22 protein-coding genes are annotated in these 19088 nt (G+C 64.3%); 5 read left to right on the top strand and 17 right to left on the bottom strand.

Annotated elements, in window-relative coordinates; all coding sequences use genetic code 11:
* Nucleotides 1-587: 587 nt before the first annotated feature.
* From J7I84_RS20820 to J7I84_RS20795, 6 genes are all read right to left on the bottom strand, one after another.
* On the bottom strand, nt 588-1082 hold the full coding sequence (locus J7I84_RS20820) for an SRPBCC family protein (protein WP_214946423.1): 495 nt from the start codon (nt 1080-1082) through the stop codon (nt 588-590).
* Nucleotides 1083-1128: 46 nt separating this feature from the next.
* Nucleotides 1129-1521 (bottom strand): nuclear transport factor 2 family protein, encoded by a 393-nt coding sequence (locus J7I84_RS20815; RefSeq protein ID WP_214946422.1) that lies wholly within the window; start codon nt 1519-1521, stop codon nt 1129-1131.
* A gap of 213 nt (nt 1522-1734) precedes the next feature.
* Complete coding sequence (locus tag J7I84_RS20810) at nt 1735-2205, bottom strand: hypothetical protein (protein ID WP_214946421.1); 471 nt, start codon at nt 2203-2205, stop codon at nt 1735-1737.
* A gap of 122 nt (nt 2206-2327) precedes the next feature.
* A complete protein-coding gene (locus J7I84_RS20805; RefSeq protein WP_214946420.1) occupies nt 2328-2549 on the bottom strand; it encodes a hypothetical protein in 222 nt (73 codons plus the stop codon).
* A 629-nt stretch (nt 2550-3178) separates the two neighbouring features.
* A complete protein-coding gene (locus J7I84_RS20800) occupies nt 3179-3469 on the bottom strand; it encodes an alpha/beta hydrolase fold domain-containing protein (RefSeq protein WP_214946425.1) in 291 nt (96 codons plus the stop codon).
* A 142-nt stretch (nt 3470-3611) separates the two neighbouring features.
* Nucleotides 3612-4070 carry a GNAT family N-acetyltransferase gene (locus J7I84_RS20795; protein WP_214946419.1) on the bottom strand — a complete coding sequence of 153 codons (459 nt, stop codon included), beginning with the start codon at nt 4068-4070 and terminating at the stop codon, nt 3612-3614.
* A gap of 530 nt (nt 4071-4600) precedes the next feature.
* On the opposite strand from J7I84_RS20795, the gene J7I84_RS20790 reads away from it, so the two are divergent.
* A complete protein-coding gene (locus J7I84_RS20790) occupies nt 4601-5329 on the top strand; it encodes a PspA/IM30 family protein (RefSeq protein ID WP_214946418.1) in 729 nt (242 codons plus the stop codon).
* A gap of 646 nt (nt 5330-5975) precedes the next feature.
* On the opposite strand, the gene J7I84_RS20785 is transcribed toward J7I84_RS20790, so the two are convergent.
* Nucleotides 5976-6728 carry an alpha/beta hydrolase gene (locus J7I84_RS20785; protein ID WP_214946417.1) on the bottom strand — a complete coding sequence of 251 codons (753 nt, stop codon included), beginning with the start codon at nt 6726-6728 and terminating at the stop codon, nt 5976-5978.
* Between the two features lie 273 nt (nt 6729-7001).
* The gene (locus J7I84_RS20780; protein ID WP_214946416.1) at nt 7002-7652 is read right to left on the bottom strand and encodes a hypothetical protein; all 651 of its coding nucleotides are present in this window, start codon (nt 7650-7652) and stop codon (nt 7002-7004) included.
* Nucleotides 7653-8792: 1140 nt separating this feature from the next.
* Between J7I84_RS20780 and J7I84_RS20775 the strand changes: the two genes are divergently transcribed.
* Entirely contained in the window at nt 8793-9338 is a 546-nt protein-coding gene (locus tag J7I84_RS20775; protein ID WP_214946415.1) for a hypothetical protein, read from the top strand.
* Between the two features lie 23 nt (nt 9339-9361).
* Here J7I84_RS20775 and J7I84_RS20770 read toward each other — a convergent pair whose 3' ends face one another.
* Complete coding sequence (locus J7I84_RS20770) at nt 9362-9916, bottom strand: DUF3090 domain-containing protein (protein WP_214946414.1); 555 nt, start codon at nt 9914-9916, stop codon at nt 9362-9364.
* A 570-nt stretch (nt 9917-10486) separates the two neighbouring features.
* Here J7I84_RS20770 and J7I84_RS20765 point away from each other — a divergent pair.
* Complete coding sequence (locus J7I84_RS20765; protein ID WP_214946413.1) at nt 10487-11296, top strand: nuclease-related domain-containing protein; 810 nt, start codon at nt 10487-10489, stop codon at nt 11294-11296.
* A 32-nt stretch (nt 11297-11328) separates the two neighbouring features.
* Here the strand turns inward: J7I84_RS20765 and J7I84_RS20760 are convergent, their stop codons facing one another.
* From J7I84_RS20760 to J7I84_RS20740, 5 genes are read right to left on the bottom strand one after another with little or no spacing between them, the layout of a single operon-like run.
* Complete coding sequence (locus J7I84_RS20760; protein WP_214946412.1) at nt 11329-12276, bottom strand: alpha/beta fold hydrolase; 948 nt, start codon at nt 12274-12276, stop codon at nt 11329-11331.
* A 23-nt stretch (nt 12277-12299) separates the two neighbouring features.
* A complete protein-coding gene (locus J7I84_RS20755; RefSeq protein ID WP_214946411.1) occupies nt 12300-13169 on the bottom strand; it encodes a restriction endonuclease in 870 nt (289 codons plus the stop codon).
* Between the two features lie 53 nt (nt 13170-13222).
* On the bottom strand, nt 13223-13417 hold the full coding sequence (locus J7I84_RS20750) for a hypothetical protein (protein WP_214946410.1): 195 nt from the start codon (nt 13415-13417) through the stop codon (nt 13223-13225).
* Nucleotides 13414-13953, bottom strand: coding sequence for a hypothetical protein (locus tag J7I84_RS20745; protein WP_214946409.1), 540 nt, complete (start codon nt 13951-13953; stop codon nt 13414-13416). The genes J7I84_RS20750 and J7I84_RS20745 overlap by 4 nt, the downstream gene beginning before the upstream one ends.
* A gap of 58 nt (nt 13954-14011) precedes the next feature.
* Entirely contained in the window at nt 14012-14863 is an 852-nt protein-coding gene (locus J7I84_RS20740) for a universal stress protein (protein WP_214946408.1), read from the bottom strand.
* Between the two features lie 103 nt (nt 14864-14966).
* On the opposite strand from J7I84_RS20740, the gene J7I84_RS20735 reads away from it, so the two are divergent.
* A complete protein-coding gene (locus J7I84_RS20735) occupies nt 14967-16424 on the top strand; it encodes a DUF5129 domain-containing protein (protein ID WP_214946407.1) in 1458 nt (485 codons plus the stop codon).
* 149 nt (nt 16425-16573) lie between these two features.
* On the opposite strand, the gene J7I84_RS20730 is transcribed toward J7I84_RS20735, so the two are convergent.
* Together J7I84_RS20730 and J7I84_RS20725 are read right to left on the bottom strand one after the other, a co-directional pair.
* On the bottom strand, nt 16574-16786 hold the full coding sequence (locus tag J7I84_RS20730) for a DUF1508 domain-containing protein (RefSeq protein ID WP_251046905.1): 213 nt from the start codon (nt 16784-16786) through the stop codon (nt 16574-16576).
* A 205-nt stretch (nt 16787-16991) separates the two neighbouring features.
* Nucleotides 16992-17777, bottom strand: coding sequence for a DUF4386 family protein (locus tag J7I84_RS20725; protein WP_214946405.1), 786 nt, complete (start codon nt 17775-17777; stop codon nt 16992-16994).
* Nucleotides 17778-17953: 176 nt separating this feature from the next.
* On the opposite strand from J7I84_RS20725, the gene J7I84_RS20720 reads away from it, so the two are divergent.
* Complete coding sequence (locus J7I84_RS20720) at nt 17954-18307, top strand: hypothetical protein (RefSeq protein WP_251046903.1); 354 nt, start codon at nt 17954-17956, stop codon at nt 18305-18307.
* Between the two features lie 64 nt (nt 18308-18371).
* Here J7I84_RS20720 and J7I84_RS20715 read toward each other — a convergent pair whose 3' ends face one another.
* Entirely contained in the window at nt 18372-18842 is a 471-nt protein-coding gene (locus J7I84_RS20715) for a GyrI-like domain-containing protein (protein WP_214946404.1), read from the bottom strand.
* Nucleotides 18843-19088: the final 246 nt, after the last annotated feature.

The raw sequence follows: 19088 nt of genomic DNA, 5'->3' as shown, positions 1-19088 counted from the left end.
AATACGGCAGAATAACCAGCGTCAAAGTGGCTCACTTTTCAGCCCGCGAAACGGCTCAGTTTTCGACCATCGCTGACAGGGCGGCCGAGGCTTCGAAAGTCTTTCGAGGCCCGTGACACAAAGGCCTCTGCTTGGGTAGCTTTGAGCCGGGGTTGAGCAGTCGGCCGGCTTGGCACTCGAAGAGAGCCCCGATCTTGAACTCAAGCGCTGATTGCTCCCATTCCGAAGACACAACGCTCGGCCGCACCGCATCCGGCAGGGCCTTCAGGTCCTTCCACCGGTTGTCCGCGGTGCCGGTCTCGGACCTTCTTCGACTAAGGCATGCGCTTGGGCTTGCCACCCAGCCTGACGAGGCATCGGCGGGGATCGAGCTCATCCAACTCGTGGACGCGGAACTCGCCCGGCGCTCATTATCGCCAGGCGGATTTATCCCGCCACCTGCAATCGACCACGGCCCGGAAACGGGGTAGAGCCCCTGGTGCCCCAACGACGTGGCAGCAGGAGAAGGGCGGCCAGGAGGAACTTCGGGCCGCAGCCGTGGGCCGGTAACAGCCATTGGGGGCCGGCCCACGGTCATACAGAGCCGGTCAGGCGCTTGACTCCTCACGCGATGTGTTGGCTACCAGCCGGGCACCCAAATACGCTGCCAACCTTGTTCCGCCCTTGTCCATGACTTTGTGGTGGTTCCATGAGAAGACTGGGCTGAGCAGCGGCGCTGTCACGTTCATCCACCGGCTCGTGGTGCGCACATGCCAGTAGTAGAGGGCTGTGGTTACGTCCCCTGCATGAGAGAGCTCCCTGCGGCCTATCCCTTCCAGTTGCCCGGTGGACTTGGACTCCAAGAGTCGCGGAGGGTCTTGCCGTACGTTTTCAAGGGTGAAGGACAAGGAGTACGGAAGTTTGCCTCTGACTTTGACGCGGTAGGCGCTCCCCACACCTGACGCGTCCCCAGGCGCAATCAGGGTGACCTCGGAGATATACGGGAACCAAGTGGGGTAGGTCGTCAGGTCGGAGATGGCGCCCCATACGGTCTCGATCGGGGCCTGCAGCTCCCAGCGCGTCAGGAACCTGTAATCAGCCACACCTAGCTCCTCCCGGTCGTCTTTATCGCTGGATCCTGCCAGTCAGTCAGGACCAGAAGTCGGATGCTTTGGCCGAATCATCCGCCGCCTCCAGGACTTCAATCACCTTGCCGCCAGCGATGGTGAACACGATGACGATCCGCTGGTCCAGGGTTTTACCATCGCGCTCCGCGTGGCCCGACTGGATCCCGATCGTGTACTTGTCTCCCGAGGCCACGTCGTCCAGGGTGACCTTGAGCGACCCATTGGAGCGTGAATACAGCTCGCCGAAATAGGCCAGGATTGCGTCCCGACCCTTTTTGTCTCCGGACAGCCCCCCGGTTCCGCCGGTATGCCAGAGGGCGTCCTCCGCGAACAGATCCCTGAGCGTGTCCATGTCGCCTGCGATGAATGCTTCATAGCCGCGCCGCACCAGTGCGACGTCTTCCTGTGCTCCCATTTCACACACCTCTGTCATTGTTGTGGGGATTTGGCGAGGCCACAGTAGGCCCAGTGGTATGGATCGAATAGAGGCGAATGGCCCATGATCGCAACGTTTTCGCCAGGACGCGGAAAGGGTGCGCCCCGTTCGCTGAGCGCACCCTTTTCCTTCCGCTTCACACCGGATCCCCATCCGAATGGTGCCATCATAAGCATGCTGATAGTTAGGCGGTCAAGATGATTGCTTATTCGTGGCGGAAACGCCACCAATATGAAATCGGTGTTGTTCCTGCGGCGAACGGTGGCCTGTGCCCCTTGCGACCGCGTCGGTGAGCATGTCGTCCAACGTGACCCAGGTGGAGGTCCAGCCATGCCAGTAAGTTCTGCAGATCCACTCCTCCCGGACGGGCACTTTGGTGCCGGACGGTCCACCCTCCGGAAGCAACCGGTACAGTTCCGCGTCAGTACCGACGGCAAGGCCTGTGTCGGGGAACAGTAGCCAGCCTGAGACTGATGTACGCCACCTCCGGTGGCCGTGGTTCGTCTCCAGTGGCAGGGGATCGATGCCGCGCGCGTAGGCCGTCTGGACGAAGTCGAGAAGGCGCCTTCTGAGTTCCTGCTGCTGCGCCACCTGACCTGGGTCCTGAGCGGCGGTGGGGTTTTGCTCCGCGCGCAGCGTGTCCAGATCGTCGGAAAGGGCCATATGCGTATGCTTCCACAACCGGGACCTTGGTGTGAATGAGTGCAGGCCCCTCTTTATCCCCGCACGCGCCCAAGGGTGGCTGCTGCGATCGAGGACAATCCCGTGGCCCTCTGGCCGGCCGACTACTGCTTGCGGTCCAGGAGCCAGGAAGGATCCATGTCCGGCTGCGGCCGCCGGCGAAGCCTCTTGAACAGGGCAATGAACGGCAGCAGAAGCAGCTGCAAGATCCCGCCGGCGATCAAGAGTGCAACGAGCAGACTGATGACCGGCAGATAGAGGAGGAAGACTCCAACGACGGTGGCAAGGTATCCGGCGGTGTACCCGAGGATCGTCCCGGTATCCATGATTGCTTCCTAGTACTGGTGCGGACGTCGAATTCGCTGGAGTCTCAGCCGATGCCTGGGTACGGGGTTTTGGCCCGTTACGGACGGGACCCGTCGCCATGGCCTGTGCGGCCGGTAGCTGGCGAGCTCAGGCGGGGGAGCCGAAGCAACTGCTGAGGAGCCTTTCCTGCGGCGTCGCAGCGTCAGGAGGACAAGCAAGGTCAAGCCGATCCATGCGAAGGCGGCGACGAAGATCAGCGCGACGGTCTGGGCCGTACTCATGGCCGGGACGTGTGCCAGGAGGAGGGCACGGTGCGTTGCTGCGGATGCTTGGGGGACGAGTGTTGGTCAGCGTTGGACATGGTGCCCCGGCTCTTGGTGGCTACCGTTGGGCTGGCTGCATAACTCGGTGGATCAAGTTTCCGCCCGTTGGGACCGGACGGCAAGAGCGCCGGCCCTACAGCACGGGCACGTTATTGAGTCGTATTCAACACGACCGCCGGGGGAGTCCCCGTGCTCGGAACGTGATCAACAGTCCCACGTTTACTGCCCCGCCGGCCGGGGTGCAGGGCGAGCCCGAAGCCCCTTCCGGGGTCGGCGTCGCGAAGGCAAAGTCGGCCCAAGGAGGCATGGACGTGGAGCGGGGACGGTCAGCCGGTCGGCGTGAGGCGCGCCCAGAGCCATTCGTCGATGCTGCTCAGTGCTGATCGAGCCATCGGTGTCGCGTGACCGGTGAACGCGTGGGGCGAAGCGGGGTAGACGCGCAGGTCGACCTCATTTCCGGCGACGGCGAGCCGAGATGCCACCGCCAGGTTGTCCTCGAGGAGGATGTCCTGTTCGCCAATCACGATCAGCACGGGCGGCAGGTACCTGACATCGGCGAAGACGGGCGACAGATCATGGTGGGTGCGGTCAGCTGCGGATCCGGCGTAGGCGTCCAGGAACTACTCATCCGATTAAGCGACCTGCCGGGGTCGCGACTCATCAGCCAAAGCCCAGAGCTTCGGATCGATCATCGAAGGAAGCTCGAACCGCACCCGTCAACTGTATAGGGCGCCGCCGGGCAATCGATGAGCCCGCCCGTTAGTCGATCCCTTTTACCGTGGTGAAGGTAAAGATTGTCACGGGGGACGCCGCGGCGCCCTGTGCCAGGTAGAAGTCAAGAGCGTGAGTGTCTTCGTTGTCGACTGGCACAAATACGTCGCCGAGGCCTGCTGCCGCTGCGGCCTCGCGCAGTTCGAGGATCAGCCTGCTGCCCACACCCTGTCTCTGGTGATCCTGGCGCACCGCCAGGTCATAAATGAGTACCTCTGACGACGGGGATCGAGTCATTGACAGAGTGTGAGCGGTGATGCCGCCAACAATGTGGTCCCCGGCGAACGCGGCGATGGCCCAAAACGAATCTCGATCGAGAAGCGAAACGAGATAGTCGTCGGTGAGCGGCTCGGCATCCTCTGCGAAAACAGCAGCCATCATCGCGAACATGTCACGCGCCGCTGTCAGATCACCTCGGGCGAGCCGTTTTATCGAGAGATCAGTCACTGTGCAATCGTGGCACGCCGATCGAGGTACGGCTGTCCGTGCACGAATGTTTCCGTTCTCCATGGAACCCAACGAAGTGGCCCGGCGCTTAGATGGCTTCGAGCTTGGCCAGGTGCTCTCCGATGCTGCTGCGGGTACGGTAAGCTTCCGGGCAGGGCGCCAGCCACCGCTTCAGGACCGCGGTCTCCTCGTCTCTCTGGCCCAGCTTCCTGTGGACGATGGCTGTCTGCTCTGTGTACCAGGGCGCAGGATCGCGGCAGTCACGGCCCCGTTCGGCTGCGCCAATCGCCAGGTAACCTTGGGTCTCACACTTCTTCTGCCAGCTGGGTGGCCTGGTCAGATCCCTACAGCCTGCTGCGACATTTGGCCGCGGTCGTGACATTCCCACTCGCCCTGGCCGGGGTGGCCGAAGTAATCTGGGCCCGTGGGCACCGGCAGCGGGCGTAACGGCCAGGCGCCGTCTCCCGTGCCTGGTCCACGGCCGTGCCGTGCACGTAACATGCGAACTCGACCACAGATAAAAGACCCCAGTGAAGCAGAGTATTTTCGCCCGCGTCGCCCAGCTCGCGAAGGCCAACCTGAACGCCCTCCTGGACTCCGCGGAAGACCCGCAGAAGATGTTGGACCAGATGGTCCGCGACTACTCGAACAACATTGCCGAAGCAGAGGCTGCCGTCGCCCAGACCATCGGCAACCTGCGCATGGCCGAGGACGACCACAACCGGGCCGTGGATGACGCGAACACCTGGGGCCGCAAGGCGATCGCCGCGTCCCGCAAGGCTGACGAGTTCCGGGCCGCCGGGAACAGCGTGGATGCTGATAAGTTCGATGCCTTGGCCAGGGTCGCCATCGGCCGACAGATGACCGCCGAATCCGCGGCCAAGGCCCAGGAACCGAACCTGGCCGCGCAGAACCAGGTCGTCGACCAGCTCAAGAACGGCCTGGACATGATGCGCGGCAAGCTCGGGGAGCTGACCGCCAAGCGCAACGAGCTGGTCAACCGCTCCCGCGTCGCCGCGGCGCAGTCCCAGGTCAATGACGCGCTCAAGTCGCTGGATGTCGGTGACCCGACCTCGGCCATTGGCCGGTACGAGGAGAACATCCGCCGCCAGGAAGCCAGTGTCCGCGGCCAGCAGGAACTCGCCGCCTCATCCCTGGACGCACAGTTCGCGTCCCTCGAAGACCTCGACGAGCAGACTGAAGTGGAAGCCCGGCTCGCTGCACTGAAGTCCATCGACCGGAAAGCCATCGACTACTGAGGCTCTTCAAAGCCCGTGGACTACGCCCGTTCGGGCTTCATGGGTATCTGTGGATTCGCTCAGGGTATACGCAGGGTGATCGGCAGGGTTGTGACCGGTCCGCCACACTGCTCGGATCCGCCCACTCTGGTCCAGACGAGATCGTTGTGCTGCTCGGCCAGGACCGACCCGTCGGCCGCCAGGGCTCGCACGGTCACGTGCTCTGGCAGCCCAGCCTGGGAGATGCTGAAGGCCCAGACATTGGTATCCGTCCTTGTGCCAAGGAAGGCGCCCGGGGGAGTGGCCGGGATGAAAGGGCTTGGAGTGTTGGGAACGCCGGGCGTCACCGACTTTATAGGTACGGGTGGACCGTAGTCAGGTAACCGCTGCGAGCATCCCTGTTCGCTGCACAGCTGCACCTCATCAACACGAGTCGCATCCCCCTGCACGTTCACAGTGATGATGCTGGCGTACCCTGTCGCCGGGCAGACGACGCTGCAGCCTGCCGCAGGCAGCATGAGCCCACCCAGCAGTAGCGTTCCCAGGATCCCCCAACCCCTTCTCATGGACCGAGTCTACGGCCGGGCACCCGCGGTGCCGCGCACAAGGATGATCCGGCGACCGAGGAACCCAAAAACCTGCGGCGTCGACGACCCGGTCCGGTACTTCACGCTTTCCAATTGATGGAACGCTCCGTCATGTCGGTGGATCCGGAAAGCGGCTCCAGGATGACCTGCGCGATAACGTCCGGGCAGTTGAACAGGGCGAAATGATCGGTGTTGATCTCCCTGACATCCGCAACGGCTTCGCGAGCCCACGCCCTTTGTTCGGCGCCCGTCAAGTTGTCCTTTGCGCCGAGGAGCACTGTCGTGGGTATTTCTGTCCAGGCCTGGGCCGGGACGGGATCGCTGCGGGTCTTTTTCGTGGCAAATCTGCGCGGGTGCTCTTTCAGGAAGGCGCGTACGTCATCGGGGAGTCGCAGGCCGGCTTCGTCTTCGCTTAGCCACCAGTCGCCGTCGAGAGCGTTCCGGCCGTGTTCGTCGTGGAGCATATGTTCCATCTCATCAACCCAGCCCACGTCCCGGACTTCATGCTGCAGCCTCAGGGGAGGGGAGGAGACGTACACAAGGCGGACGACGTTTCGCATGCCGTGTGCGGCGATGCCCACCACATCGGTTCCGTAGGACCAACCGACAACGACGGCGGGTGCCGGGCTTGCAGCGATAGCTGCACGGACCTCCTCAGCGTCCTCAAGCAGTCCCGCGTCGAGCGAACGGTGCGAGGGAAGATCCGGCGTGAGCACATGCAGGTTCGGTTGTTTTTCGAGGGCACGCTGTACCCACGACCAGTCTTCGGGGACACCCCACATGCCGTGTACGAGGACAACTCCCTGCGGCAGCTCGCCTTGCTGGTCACCCATGGGTTGAAGGTAGTACCGGGCGGCAAGCGGCTGAAGGGAATAAGGTCCCGACCATGTTGCTGCCCTAGCGTGTATACGTCTGCGGCAGCATGGTGTAGCGGGCCGCGTCTTCCTCAAGAAACATACGTCGCGGTTCGGCTCCGCGGAAGACGAACCAGACGATGGACCCTTCCTCGGTCAGGTCATCGACAATGCGGATGCCCAGGTCGCGGCCGCCGGCGCATTAGAGGACTTAAGAAACTGCCGCCAGGATAACGGCCAAGACGAGGCTGATCAGCGCCGTCGTGCCCGCGCGTCCTCGGGCCAATAGGTCTGAGCTCCTGCAGCGGCCTCCCGGAGTTGGGTGCCATCCAGGGTGATGGAGGATTCGGGCATGCCCATGTCGGTCCACTGGGAGACCAGGCGCAGGTCCCCGGCCGGCGGCAGTGGCCATAGCCACAGCGCCCCGTTTGCCGACATGTCGTCTTCGCCGCCGTTGCCGCCCCTGGGTCGGTATTCGAAGACCGGCCCGTCAGGTTCCTGGGCCATGGGCCCAGTCCTTCCGTACATCGCGAGCGATGACGTGCTGGCCTTGGTGCCGTCCGGAAACCGTACTCCGAACAGGAGGACAGAGTCCGCCGAAATCCCACCGTTGCGCAGCTGCGGGGCAGGACGGTGAAAGACCGCATTGATCTCCGCCCACTTGCGGTCCTCCTGGTCCGTGCGGCGGAGCATCCAGGTCACGTCAAAGTTGCAACCGGTGGAGTAGACCTTAACGGCCTCAATGGCAATCACGAAGCTTGGGGACTTGTAGATGAACTGACCAACAGGAACGACGGCGGGCAGCTCATGACGGGGCGGCGCAACCCACGGAGGCGGCGTGAACTGCGGCGTCCGCGGGCGAGGAGGCGGGGCGGGGATCGAATAGTCCTGGAAGAAGGTCATGGTCGTTCCTTTGGTTCCGCTGGCTGCGACCGACCAGCGGGACAGCGGTCCTGCCGCCGTGGATCCCCCAATCCGTCTTTACCCGGCCCAGTCTAGCCACCGGTCACTCGTACTCCGCCCACTGCTCCTGTCCAAGGTGTATCCCCAGGGCCGGGCAGAGATAAGTGCGCGGAAACATAGCCCTGTTGAAGCGTGATGACCTGTGAAGCGGTTCCTGGGCAGCCCACTGTGAGTTCGACGGGCCAGAGTGTGACTTTTGGATTCTCCTGTCTGATGAAAATCGTGGCATTGGGAGCGCCAACACAGGCGGCCGTGACTGTGTACTGGCCTGCCGCGGGCACCGGTTCGGTCGTGCCAAAGCCTCGGGCAGGGCCGTCCAAGGGACCTTCTTGAAACAGGAGGACCGGCCCCGGTGCGACCTTCAGGAGCCCGTCCAGTTCCTGGTAATTTTTGACCTCACGCTCAAGGACCAGAGGGTCAGTGGGGCGTACCGCGGATTCGGTCATTATTAGTGGTGCAGATGTGCCGGTGACACCAGCTCCGACTGTCGGGGTGCGCGCCGGATCGGGGTAGTCGTAGGCGCATCCGGCCGTTCCGGCCACTACGGCCAGCAGGCACAGGTGAAAGGCGAGCCGGCGCCAGATGCCTTTCATTCGCACGCTTCCATGGTGGACACCCCGGCGGGTCAAGGCAACCACTGACGACCAAAGAAGACTCAACAGCAGGGGAGTGGCCCTTGGCGCCGGCGTAGACTTCCCACGGCCGCTCCGCGTCAGTCTTGCATCGCTCGTCGAGAACAACGCGGCCGAGCAGGACGATAGCGCTCGGCTCCAGGATCATAAGCGCTCACGGGCAGATTCTCGTCGAGACGACGCGGGGTTGGGCCGGCGGCGGTTTGGGGGGCGGCATCCAATTTAAGGATGCCCTGGCCGCCGGCCCTGTCCCCATCTGTAGAACCCTGCCCCAGCGGCAGGATCCTGACCTCAACGATAAGACCCGTTGCTAAACGGCAGCCCATGATGAACACAAGTTTGGCTCAAGGATGGCTCCGCATTCGGTCGAATCTACGGCCGCGGCCGACCCCTGCTCCCAAAGGATGAGCCGTAGCGGAGGCAAGGATCCGGCCCCTAGGATGGCGCCATGAGGAAGTGGGGCGAAATTCATCCCGCGCTCCGGGCCGTCCTGGTTGGCGTCGTTGCCTTCGCCATCACCCTGGCATTCGGTCTCATCGTCGAAGGCAGTCTCGAAGACGCCGCCGCCAACGCGGTGTTCTACGCGCTGGTGGTCGGGGGCGGCGTGTTCTTCATGACCAAACGGTTCACTGCGGCCGCGGAGAAGCTGGATCAACGCGGCGACTTAGTAGTTTTCCTGCGATTCCCGGATTCAGCGCCGGGCTCGTTGAGCAGCATTTGGCAGATGGGGATCGCCAGTCCGGGCACTCGTCGGATCGATTTCCAGCCGATCGTGGATGACAAGTTGGTACCCAATGGCCGCAGCAAGGCTCTCACCGGGCTTCGGGCTTCCGACCTCCCGATGCGGAGGGCTAGCCGGCATGACTTTGAGCAGGACGTACCGTTGGGCTTCCAGATCATCACCCTGGACTCAGACGGTGGCGTCATTGAAATCGCCGCCAGCCCGGCTACCCGCCAAAAAATACAACACGCCGTCGATTCGACTTACCCATAGCCTGCGGCCGGCAGATCGCGGGATCAAACCTCGGGAGGAGCGCAGACATGTCCGTCGGCGTCCATGGGGTAACCGCAGAGCGGGCATATGGGACGGCCGGCGCCCACCACTTCACGGGTGCGCTTGGTGAATGCGCGGGCGGTACCCACAGGAATCCGCACCAACAGCATTTCGGGTATCTCAGCGCCGTCCTGATCAAGGGAGTCGTCGCCGTCATCAGCATCGACATCGGTGATGGGGTACGCCTCTATGACCACCTGCGCCGTCGTTGGGTCCCAGCCCAGGCTCATGGCCCCGGTTCGAAACTGCTCCTCAACGGCCTCGAGCGGATCGTTGTCCACCAGTTCGATGGGAGTGCCGGTGGGAACGCTGAAGGGGTTGCCGTCGAGGCTTATGAGCTGATCGAGAATTTCGTCTATTTTTTCGGCGAGCAGAGCCGATTGCTGCTTCTCCAGCGCGATACTCACGAGCTGCGTCCCTGTGCGAACCTGCAGGTAAAACGTGCGCGCCCCCGGAGCACCGATGGTGCCGATGACAATGCGGTCAGGCCAGACAAACTCGTGAACAAGTGTAGGCATGCCAATATTTTAGGGGACATGAGGTTCATGGCGGGGTTGCCCTGCCGCAGGATGAAGCTCACGGAGCTCGCAAGTGAGCCAGCACCAGCCCGATGCAGTCCCACCGATCACCGCCGCGGATGCGCTGTTCCAGGCCACCAGCTCTGCAAGCACTTTCCAGCCGATATAGCGTTGTGGGGCCAGGAAGTACTGGCTTATCCCCAAAGCGCCCTGTGCCGCTCCTCCCACAAGCACAAGATACGCTGCGGCCCAGGACCCATGCCCAAGATGGAGCGGGCCGGTTACCGCGGCAACGAGCCCACCTGCCACAACGCACAACAGAGCCACCGCGCCGAATGCAGCGGCCCCCCTCAGGTGGCTTGCCTGCTACGCGTGACGAGTCGCTCATGCGGTCTAAGCTACCCCGATGCCACAGTTCTGGAAGCTGACCGCACGCGGAAACTGCATGCTTCCCGCAGCGTGGCCCAAGTATTCAGGAAAGATGCGGCCAGGAAACCCGAAAAGCGGTCCGGGACAATCGGCGCAGCCCCTACGCTCGTGAGGCACAACCACAAATTGGGGGAGAGAATTATGCGCGTTGATTCAGCACCACCGCATCTGGGTGCACGGGTGCCCGGCCAGGCCGTCATCGAGGAATTGCTGATGCTGCAAAGCCAGGTGCGGCCGCGCTCCATCCTGGAGCGCATCTTCGGAGTCAGCCCGCTCGGTCCGGAAAGTTCGCCCTGGTACCGGGGTGCCATCGGCGAGATGGCGGTGGGAAGCATCCTGGAAAATTTGGGACCGGAGTGGCTGGTTCTCCATGCCGTCCCGGTAGGTGCAGGCTCATCCGACATCGACCACGTGCTGATCGGTCCCGCCGGCGTCTTCACCATCAACACGAAGAACCACTCCGGCCAATCCATCTGGGTGGCAGGCAGGACCCTCATGGTGGCCGGAAGGAAGACCCGGCACCTCTACAACGCCGCGCACGAGGCAGCCCGTGCCTCAAAGCTGCTGACTGCCGCGGCTGGCTTTCCCGTGAAGGCGACAGCCGTCGTCGTCATTCTTGAACCGAAGACCTTGACCATAAAGGCGCGGCCCGAGCAGGCGGCCGTAATCACCGACGCCCAGCTGCTGCGGTGGCTGCGCGGATTCAGCCCGGTACTCGCCTGGGATGAACTCGCCCGTATCTCGGCGGCCGCCGTCCAGCCGGGAACTTGGCACAAGCGCCCGTCCGCTCACAGTGACGCGTTGGCGCTTCAACAAAAGTTCGCCGCACTCCGGCACCTTGTGATCCAGGCACGACGGCGGCGGGCGGCATGGGTGCTGAGCGTTCCGGCAATGGTGTTCCTGACGCTGATGAACGGGGCAGCCATCCTGCAGGGGTTGGGCGGGCGCTGACGCTCCCGTCAAGGTGGAAGGCCGACGAGCCACTACGCCTCCCCGGCCTTGGCATATAGGGCCAGGAGGTCACGGCTGAACTCGTGCGGGGACGTCTCGCACGGACTGTGCCCGCCCCTGTAGACGCCAATCCGGGCCCGGATTGCCTGCGCAAACAGCCGGTGGAGCTGGAGCGGCCACAGGTCATGCTCGCCCACGGCCACGAACTTGGGAAGCGGAGCCTCCGCCAGCGCCGCCCGAAGGTCCGGAACCTTTTGCATCAGGATGTAGATATCCCGGACGGAGGCACGGCGGGTGAAGCGGAACCGGTAGTTGACGAACCGCTGCCGTCCCGGCGGCACATGCGCCACCCTGCCGCTTCGGATCCCCCAGATCAGCAGCGCTGCTCCGGCCCGGCCGTTCACCCACGTGCTGAACCGGCCGACGCGGCTCACGCCCCGGAAGCTCTGCCCGGGCCCAGGCGGGCACCCCAGGAAAGTGATGGACCGGAACAGTTCCGGCCGCTGCACGTAGGCGAGCTGTGCGATGACGCCCGCGAAGGAATACGCCACAACGTGCGCGGGGGTGGCTGTGGTTTCCAGGACCGCCAGGAAGTCATCCATGAACAGCTGGTAGTCGTAATGCTTCCTGGGCGGCACCAGGTTCTCCGGGCCGGCGCCGGCTGACTGGTACTGGCCCGCCAGATCGTACGTCAGCGCGTAGTAACCGGCCTGAACGAGGTCCGGCATCATGAGTGAGAAATCTTCTTTCGAGCCCGTGGCGCCGGGGACCAACACTACGCAGGGATCCTCCGGATCGCCCAAGGCCATGGCGGCCAGCTTCCCACTGGGGACTTCGATGGCGAACAGTGCAGCGCCGGCCGGAGGAACCGACCAATCGACGTCGCCCAACTCCGCATCCAGCAGGGCGGCCGCATCCACCCGGGCAGACCCAAACTCCTCGGGATCAACCCCGTACTCTTTCCGGCCCGGCTCCGCCATGGTCCCAAGATAGTCCAGCAGTACTACATCTGGCCGCCCTCGAGGATCCGCCGCGCATCCTCCTGTGCCCGGAGGGCCACATCCGTGACCACCTCACCCCTTACGTGGCCCGCCGCGGAGATAATGCTCCGGAGTTCAGTAACGGTCAGCGCCGGGCTGGCACTGTGCGCCACGGCGTGGCAGTTATGGCAGAGCGGAATGAGGTCGGCGATGGGGTCGAGCTGATAGGGGCTGTCAAGCATGGCCGGCGGCGCCAGGTGGTGGACGCCCATCACTCCTGCCCCGGCCCCGCTGTAGGTGGACTCGAAAGAAAAGCCGCAGGCTGCGCACCACGTGCCATGGAAGGCCAGGCAGGCCCGCCGCGCGTCTGGATCGCGCTCGTAGCGGTTCACCTGGACGGTGCTGACGGCCTCCGGGGGAAAGGTTCCGCCTGCCACCTCGGCGAGATCCGCCGTCGAAGGCCCGTGCTCACGCCACAGCCGGCGCAGCAGGGGAACGGACGACGGCGGCAGGGCCACCACGGACGCGTCCGTCGCCTTGGCCCACAGGTCACCGGGGAAGGCCTCGCCAAGGACGCCGGGACGAATCTGCTCACCGAGCGGCAGGAGGGAATCCAGCGCCAGCGCGAAGAACCAGTCAGTGGGGCCGGCATCGGCACCGGCGGCTGCCTGGTACGGCTCGGAGGTCACGAACCCGTGACCGATGAGGCCGCTCGCGGCGTCGTTGCTGCCCTCCAGGAGGAGCCACGCCTCGGTTCCCGGACTGACGTCAGGAGCGAAGCCGGTGTGCCAGCGGTCCAGGAAGGTTCCGGACCCGGTTACCTGCGCGACGACGGCACGGTAGTTCCAGCGACGCAACGTGCTGGCGTCGCAGCCGAGAATTACTGCAGCCACTGTCCGCCAAGCCCTGCCACGCGCCGTCGACCGCTAACCCCGGGCAAAGGGACTCAGATCTGTTCCTTGGCCAGCGCCTTGGTCTTTGCGGGTGTCTCGCGTCCCAGGCGCTCATCAAGCGTGACGCGCAGCCGCGCGGCGGCAACCTGGACGCGGTGCTCTGCCGGGGTGGCTTTTTTCCTGGCCGGACTGGCAGCGCTGTTCCGGGGAGCGTGGACAAACCGGTGTTCAGGCGACGCTGCGCTCATGGTCCAACCTCCTTGGTACTGTCTTCATCCGTCGTTCCATTCTCGCCTAAGTTGCGGTGGTCGTCCACGATGACCGCTTCCTGCCCTGAACTGTTCCCGGCGCCGGCATCAGGCTCAGCGTCCCCGTTCTCGTCGCCGGACACACTCTTCCAGGCAATGTCGAACAGCTCGAGCTCCTCGGTGCGGGCCAGTTCGCTCCTGGCCAGGACTTCCAGCGTCGCCAGCCCAAGCGCCTTGGTCCCTTCATCCGGATCCAGAGCCCGGTCCAGCGCCCACTGGGTCCGGCGCCACCATTCCGCCCGGCTGTCCGCCTCGGTCTTCTGCCGCAGGGCATTGGCGTCAGCCTCGCGCTTTTGGTCCAGTGCCGTTTTGTCGGCTGCCGTACGCTGCTTGAGCGTGCGCCAGTTGATGTAAAAGGCCAGCAGGGCGGCGATGAGAACAGCCAGGGGTCCCAGCCCGGCCAGGATGACCCACCAGTCCGGAGGCCCGGAATGAACCACGACGTCCAGCGGGCCGGGGGAGGGAACAGGAGTCATCGGAACAGCATAGGCCGGGCCCGTCCGGCAGCCGGGCCGACACTCGCAGTCCGCTGCATCAGCCGCCGTGCCGTGAAATGAGGACGGGGCCGCGGGCGTGGTGCAACACCGCGTGGGCGGTTGAACCTATGGTCTCCCTGAGGATGCCCCGGCCTTGGGAACCCACCACCACCATCCGGGCTTCTTTGGCGGCTTTCAGGATTGCACGCGGGACCGAGCTGTCCGTCAGTACCGCACCGTCAACGCGGACGGCAGGCGCCCTGGCCGCTGCATGGTCCAGGGCGGACGCCAGCACTTCCTGGGCCTCGGATGCCTCCTCCCGTCCTCCCGCCAGCAGATAGCCGGGGGGTTGGTGCCGGACGTGGACCACGATGAGGGGTGCATGCCACGCCGATGCCACGGAACACGCGTCTTCCAAGACGGAGGGCGAACCTGAGGCATCGACGGCCGCCACAACCGGCCCCTCAGGGTGGAGTTCCTGCCGAATCACGGCCACAGGGCAGGAGGCGGTGGCTGCCAGGTCCAGGCTCACGGAGCCCACGAGGAGGCCAAGGAAACCGCCCAGGCCGCGGCTGCCAACCACCAGCATCCGTTCGTCGACTGAAATTCGGGCCAGGAGCTGCGACGGCAGTCCATGGAGCAGGGTGCTGGTGATCTGAAGCCCTGGTACCTCGCTGGCCGCCAGCGCCACGCCATCCTCAAGAATGGACCTGGCGGACTCTTCCAGGCCGCTGCCTGACACGCCTGGAACCGGACCGAGGTGCCGGGTCAGCAGCGGCCACAGCGAACAGTGCACCACGTGGAGGGGACAGTTGCTGGCGTGCGCGTGGCGGGCCGCCCAGCGGACGGCGGCGGCAGCCTGGTCCGACCCGTCAAAGCCGGCCACGACGGACCCTGCAGCCTGAGTCACGTGACAGCGCTCCTGATCCACTCGATCTTCACCGGCGGGACCTTCGGCCCTTTGGCGGGACTGCTTCCTGGTTTCATCCTGATTCTAAGCAGCGGGGAGGGACATGGGCAGCATGAAATGTCGGATGGCCGTGACGCTGCTCGCCCTGGCTGCCTTGCTGGTGGGGGTTGCGGCACCGGTAATCGCTGAAGCGCCGGTAGCTGTCATCGTGGAGGACACCGCAGGGGTGCTTGACCAGAACACCCTGGTGCCCGCCGTCGAACATATCCAGTTCTATGAGCCCACCCGCGTTGCCGTCTTCACTTACAACGGCAAGGCGGAGGACAACCTCAATGAAGAGGTTTTGAAGTTCGCACGGTCCAGGCATCCGGAGTGGATCAGCCCGGACGGGCAGAAATGGGCTGACGGATTGTTCATTTTCGCGCTCGACCCGGTGGGCCGGCACGTTGGGACGTATATGGGCGAGGACCGGAAGGTATCCCTGGACCAGCGCAGCGACATCCAGGACGCGTCCAAGGAACTGTTCCGCGATGCACAGTGGACCGACGGCACAGTGGCCGGGATCCGCCGCGGGGCAGAGCTCATCAACCAGCCTTGGTACCGGTCCGCTGCCTTCCTGATTACAGCCTGGGTCACCGCGGGAATCGCAGCCCTGGCCGCAGCCGCATGGCTGATCGTCCGTGCCGTCACCAGGGCCGGGTGCCGCAAGCAGATTGAGCGCGGGGACCGCAGTTACTCCAATGTCAGCCTGGACTTGGACGTAACGGAATTGAATGCCGGCACCATCCCCGAATCGTCCCGCTACGGCAGCCAGGTCCTGGAGAAACACCGTACGTTCCTCAGCCGGTATGCCGCCGCCACCGAGCTCTCCAACCAGGTGCACGCATTGGGCAAACGGGCATTGAGCAGCAGGAAGAACCTCAAGCTTGCCCGGCAGTTCGCGGACAGTGCTGCTGAGCTGGATGCCCTGGATGACGTCATCGCGGACAGCAACGCTTTGCTGAACCGCGCTGACACCTGGCCCAATGCCTGGGACCGGCAGCTGGCGCCTTTCCGCAAGGACCTGGCCGGGCTGGAGCAGCTCCTGGGTAAACGCCACGGGCAGGGGGACTCCGCCACGGCCACGGCGCTGCGGTCCTTCCGCGACGAAAGCCTGCGGGAGATCGAGCGGTGGACTGCTGAACTGGCCGACCGGCGGATCACGCCCGAAGAGGCGCTGGACCGGCTATATCAGGCTCGTTCCCGCCTCTCGGAGCTGTTGGAGAACCATGCCGAAACGGTCATCCAGGGATTTGCCAGGAATGACCGCGAGGCACGCCTGATGCGCGAACAGATGGAAACGGCCCATGAGGGCATGGACCACCGCAGGCAGCGGACCTATGAACCGAGCATCCTGGGTACGGTGTACCCGTCCTACACTTTTTTCTCTGTGGCTACCTTCAACTCCGGCATTAATACCGGGGTCAGCAGCGTCAATGCTGCCAGGGGCGGCGGCAGCACCACCGGTTATGGCAGCAGCGGTGGCAGCTTTTCTGGTTCCGGCAGTTCCTCGGGCTTCTAGTGCTGGGTATTGCACCGTGCTGCGGAACCGCGGTGCCGTGGACACGCACAAAAGTGGGGCTCGTCCTGGACGAACCCCACTCCTTGAATGCGTGGCTTTCGATGCCTGGCTGAGCGGCGGGTGCCGCCGTCGGCCTTAGGCCGCCCGGGTCATGCGGCTCCGAGCGCGTTGAGCCTGCGGCCCCCACTGCGGACTGTGTAGCGCGGGTGCGATGGCGAAGCGCGGAAAACGCCCGGACTAGGCGGCGCCACGTCCCGGATCAAACCTGTACCTGCGCACTCACGGACCTCTTCAATGGCGGCCGCCGCCGCATGCTTGTCATTAAACTGCCCCGAAACCGCCAGCACATGTCCATCGGGCATCACAAGCCGGAACCGAATCTGTGAATCATCATCGACAAACAGTTCGAACGTACCTGCCATAAGCCTTGTTCTCCTCAATCGTCCTGCCTCCGTTGGTGAGGCCGCGCCGCGCCGGCATCCGGCACAGCAAAAACCCAGGGTGCACAACAACAGCGGGTGCGCACCTTTCGACCTAAACCACCATCTCAAAGGCCCGGCACGGCTTTTAGGGACCAAAGTCCCTGATCTCAGCGGCCGGGGATGCTAGACCGCCGCGGCGCGACAGGCGGATCAACGCGACCCCTGCGGCGGTGAACCACACCCAGAGCAAAATGCCATAACCCCAATAGAAGGCGGGGGCGGCATGGCGAAGGACCTCGCTGGCCACACCCAGGGCTCCGGTGCCAATACCAAGCCACGCCAGGTAGCGCGGGAAAGATACTCTTCCAGCCTTAAGCATCGCCAGTCCCATCAGGAGGATTCCGAGGGCGGAGAGGGCGCCAACGATGGCAGGGGTGTTGTTTTCGGCAATGATGGCTTCGGCGGCGGTGGCGTAGGTCCGGCGTTCTTCCTCTGTCCCGGCAGCCATGAAGCGGTCGCTGAGATAGACCAGGTTGAGGGAGCCCCGGCTGCTGACCGGAACGGCAAGCAGCAGCGCCCAGGGAAGGGCTCCCAAAATCAGGGCTATCAGGGGCAGGCTTTTCCGGAACGCCGAGAGGGCCACGAAGAGGGCTGCAAAAACCAGCACCGGGAAGACATTCGGCAGGATCCACAGGATCTGCTCCGCCACGTAGCTTGCCTTATGCGACGCGATGAACTCAAGGGTGGCCGCTCCGCCATGAACGGGTGGAGGAGCCATGAAATCGAGCACCAAGGCAGCTATCAGCAGAAGCACAAAAAGGATCGACGACGTACCCGCCACGAGGTAGAGGAGCGCCCAGCCCTGCTGGTCACCCCGTTCGCCGGCGGCCCCGGCTGCTGGCCGGCGCCGGGTGCCCGGCCGGTTGGTCATGATGAACCGTTCCTGGTCATGCCTTGACTCTGCTACCTGTACCGGGGGCCAGACAGTGCCTTTGGGCCCGGCCGGGCTTCAGGTTCTTCCGGGTTCCGTGACAAACGGCCCTGGTCAGCGAAGCGCGGTGCGGGAAGACTGCTGGATTGAATCATGGTCCCGCCCCGGAGGAAGACATGGCGACAAATGCCCAACGGCTAAGCGACGGCATGGAGGAGCGGCTGCGGATGGAACTGGAGGACGCTGCGTCGCAGAAAGGGTGGGCGCGTATCCTGTACACGCTAGGCTCCCAGTACGGGCGGACGCAGCTGCGGTTCGTGGCAAAGGCAGAGGACGGCCGGCGGCTCTATACCGGTGACACGTTTCCCGGACCGCCCTTGAACCGAACACCTCCTGAGGAGGCGTGGGCACCCGGTCTGCAGGCCAGCCTCAGCCGGCTGCGGCAGGAGATCACCCGCGACGGATGGGCTGAAACCAGCCGCGGCGCCCAGCCCTGGGAGTTGACCTTCAGCCGTCGCCGGGTGTCCTAAGCCCCCGGGTTTCCCAGCTCCCGCATCACAGTCGCGGCAGGTCCTGCTGCAGGCATTCCGGGCCTCAGGCGACAGGCCAGACCACCCTGGTCTGCCACGTAGCAGGGTCCGGCTGCTGTTCCGGATCGGTCAGGTAGTACTCCCACATGGAGTCGGCAGGAGAGGCGCCGTCCGCCTCAATGCTCTTCCTGATGGCATCGTAGGTAGTGCCGAGGGTGTCGTAGGGTCCGCTGTGGATAGCTTCAAAAGCATCCGTGTCAGGAAGCGTGCCACTGGCAACCTCACCGGTGCTGTGGAAGCTGCCGGCGACAGGGAACCCTGCTTCGACGTCCACCGTTTCGCCCGGCATTCCGTGGTACCGCGCGAACGGTGGCCCCGCAGGTGTGGCTCCCTGCATCTGGACCGCGGCCATGACGGCGCCCAAGGCCCGCCCGAAGAAGCTGGTCAGCCCATCCATGGGAACCCGTTCCCGGACCACGGCTACGGGTTGTTCGGTGATGTGGATCTTCCGCGGTTGCTTGGCATTCTCAGTCATGGCCCCAGCCTTGCCACCCGGGCCGCCGGGTGACAGGGCCATAGGACTCTAGAGACCATCCGGGTCAGCCAACGGCATAACCCGCTTTCAGATCAAGCCACGACCTGGACATCGAGTTGGGTGCCTTCCGTGAGCTCCGGGAGTGCGTGCGCGGTGGCCGGGGCCAAATGCCCTAGCCCGGGTTGCGGCATCAGGGTAGGTTCGGCTTTATGTGCCATATCCCTGACGATCCCATGTCAAAGTGGC

This window comes from Arthrobacter sp. ISL-85 (genome assembly GCF_018613675.1).
GTDB lineage: Bacteria > Actinomycetota > Actinomycetes > Actinomycetales > Micrococcaceae > Arthrobacter.
Note: the sequence above shows the minus strand (reverse complement) of the source record. Positions and strands in the feature narration are given on the sequence as shown.

Excerpts from the sequence above, each read along its gene's own strand:
- J7I84_RS20815 (WP_214946422.1), bottom strand. The coding sequence starts at position 1,521 with ATGGGAGCACAGGAAGACGTCGCACTGGTGCGGCGCGGCTATGAAGCA.
- J7I84_RS20810 (WP_214946421.1), bottom strand. The coding sequence starts at position 2,205 with ATGGCCCTTTCCGACGATCTGGACACGCTGCGCGCGGAGCAAAACCCC.
- J7I84_RS20805 (WP_214946420.1), bottom strand. The coding sequence starts at position 2,549 with ATGGATACCGGGACGATCCTCGGGTACACCGCCGGATACCTTGCCACC.
- J7I84_RS20785 (WP_214946417.1), bottom strand. The coding sequence starts at position 6,728 with ATGGGTGACCAGCAAGGCGAGCTGCCGCAGGGAGTTGTCCTCGTACAC.
- J7I84_RS20780 (WP_214946416.1), bottom strand. The coding sequence starts at position 7,652 with ATGACCTTCTTCCAGGACTATTCGATCCCCGCCCCGCCTCCTCGCCCG.
- J7I84_RS20775 (WP_214946415.1), top strand. The coding sequence starts at position 8,793 with ATGAGGAAGTGGGGCGAAATTCATCCCGCGCTCCGGGCCGTCCTGGTT.
- J7I84_RS20770 (WP_214946414.1), bottom strand. The coding sequence starts at position 9,916 with ATGCCTACACTTGTTCACGAGTTTGTCTGGCCTGACCGCATTGTCATC.
- J7I84_RS20765 (WP_214946413.1), top strand. The coding sequence starts at position 10,487 with ATGCGCGTTGATTCAGCACCACCGCATCTGGGTGCACGGGTGCCCGGC.
- J7I84_RS20760 (WP_214946412.1), bottom strand. The coding sequence starts at position 12,276 with ATGGCGGAGCCGGGCCGGAAAGAGTACGGGGTTGATCCCGAGGAGTTT.
- J7I84_RS20750 (WP_214946410.1), bottom strand. The coding sequence starts at position 13,417 with ATGAGCGCAGCGTCGCCTGAACACCGGTTTGTCCACGCTCCCCGGAAC.
- J7I84_RS20745 (WP_214946409.1), bottom strand. The coding sequence starts at position 13,953 with ATGACTCCTGTTCCCTCCCCCGGCCCGCTGGACGTCGTGGTTCATTCC.
- J7I84_RS20735 (WP_214946407.1), top strand. The coding sequence starts at position 14,967 with ATGGGCAGCATGAAATGTCGGATGGCCGTGACGCTGCTCGCCCTGGCT.
- J7I84_RS20730 (WP_251046905.1), bottom strand. The coding sequence starts at position 16,786 with ATGCCCGATGGACATGTGCTGGCGGTTTCGGGGCAGTTTAATGACAAG.
- J7I84_RS20725 (WP_214946405.1), bottom strand. The coding sequence starts at position 17,777 with ATGACCAACCGGCCGGGCACCCGGCGCCGGCCAGCAGCCGGGGCCGCC.
- J7I84_RS20720 (WP_251046903.1), top strand. The coding sequence starts at position 17,954 with ATGGCGACAAATGCCCAACGGCTAAGCGACGGCATGGAGGAGCGGCTG.
- J7I84_RS20715 (WP_214946404.1), bottom strand. The coding sequence starts at position 18,842 with ATGACTGAGAATGCCAAGCAACCGCGGAAGATCCACATCACCGAACAA.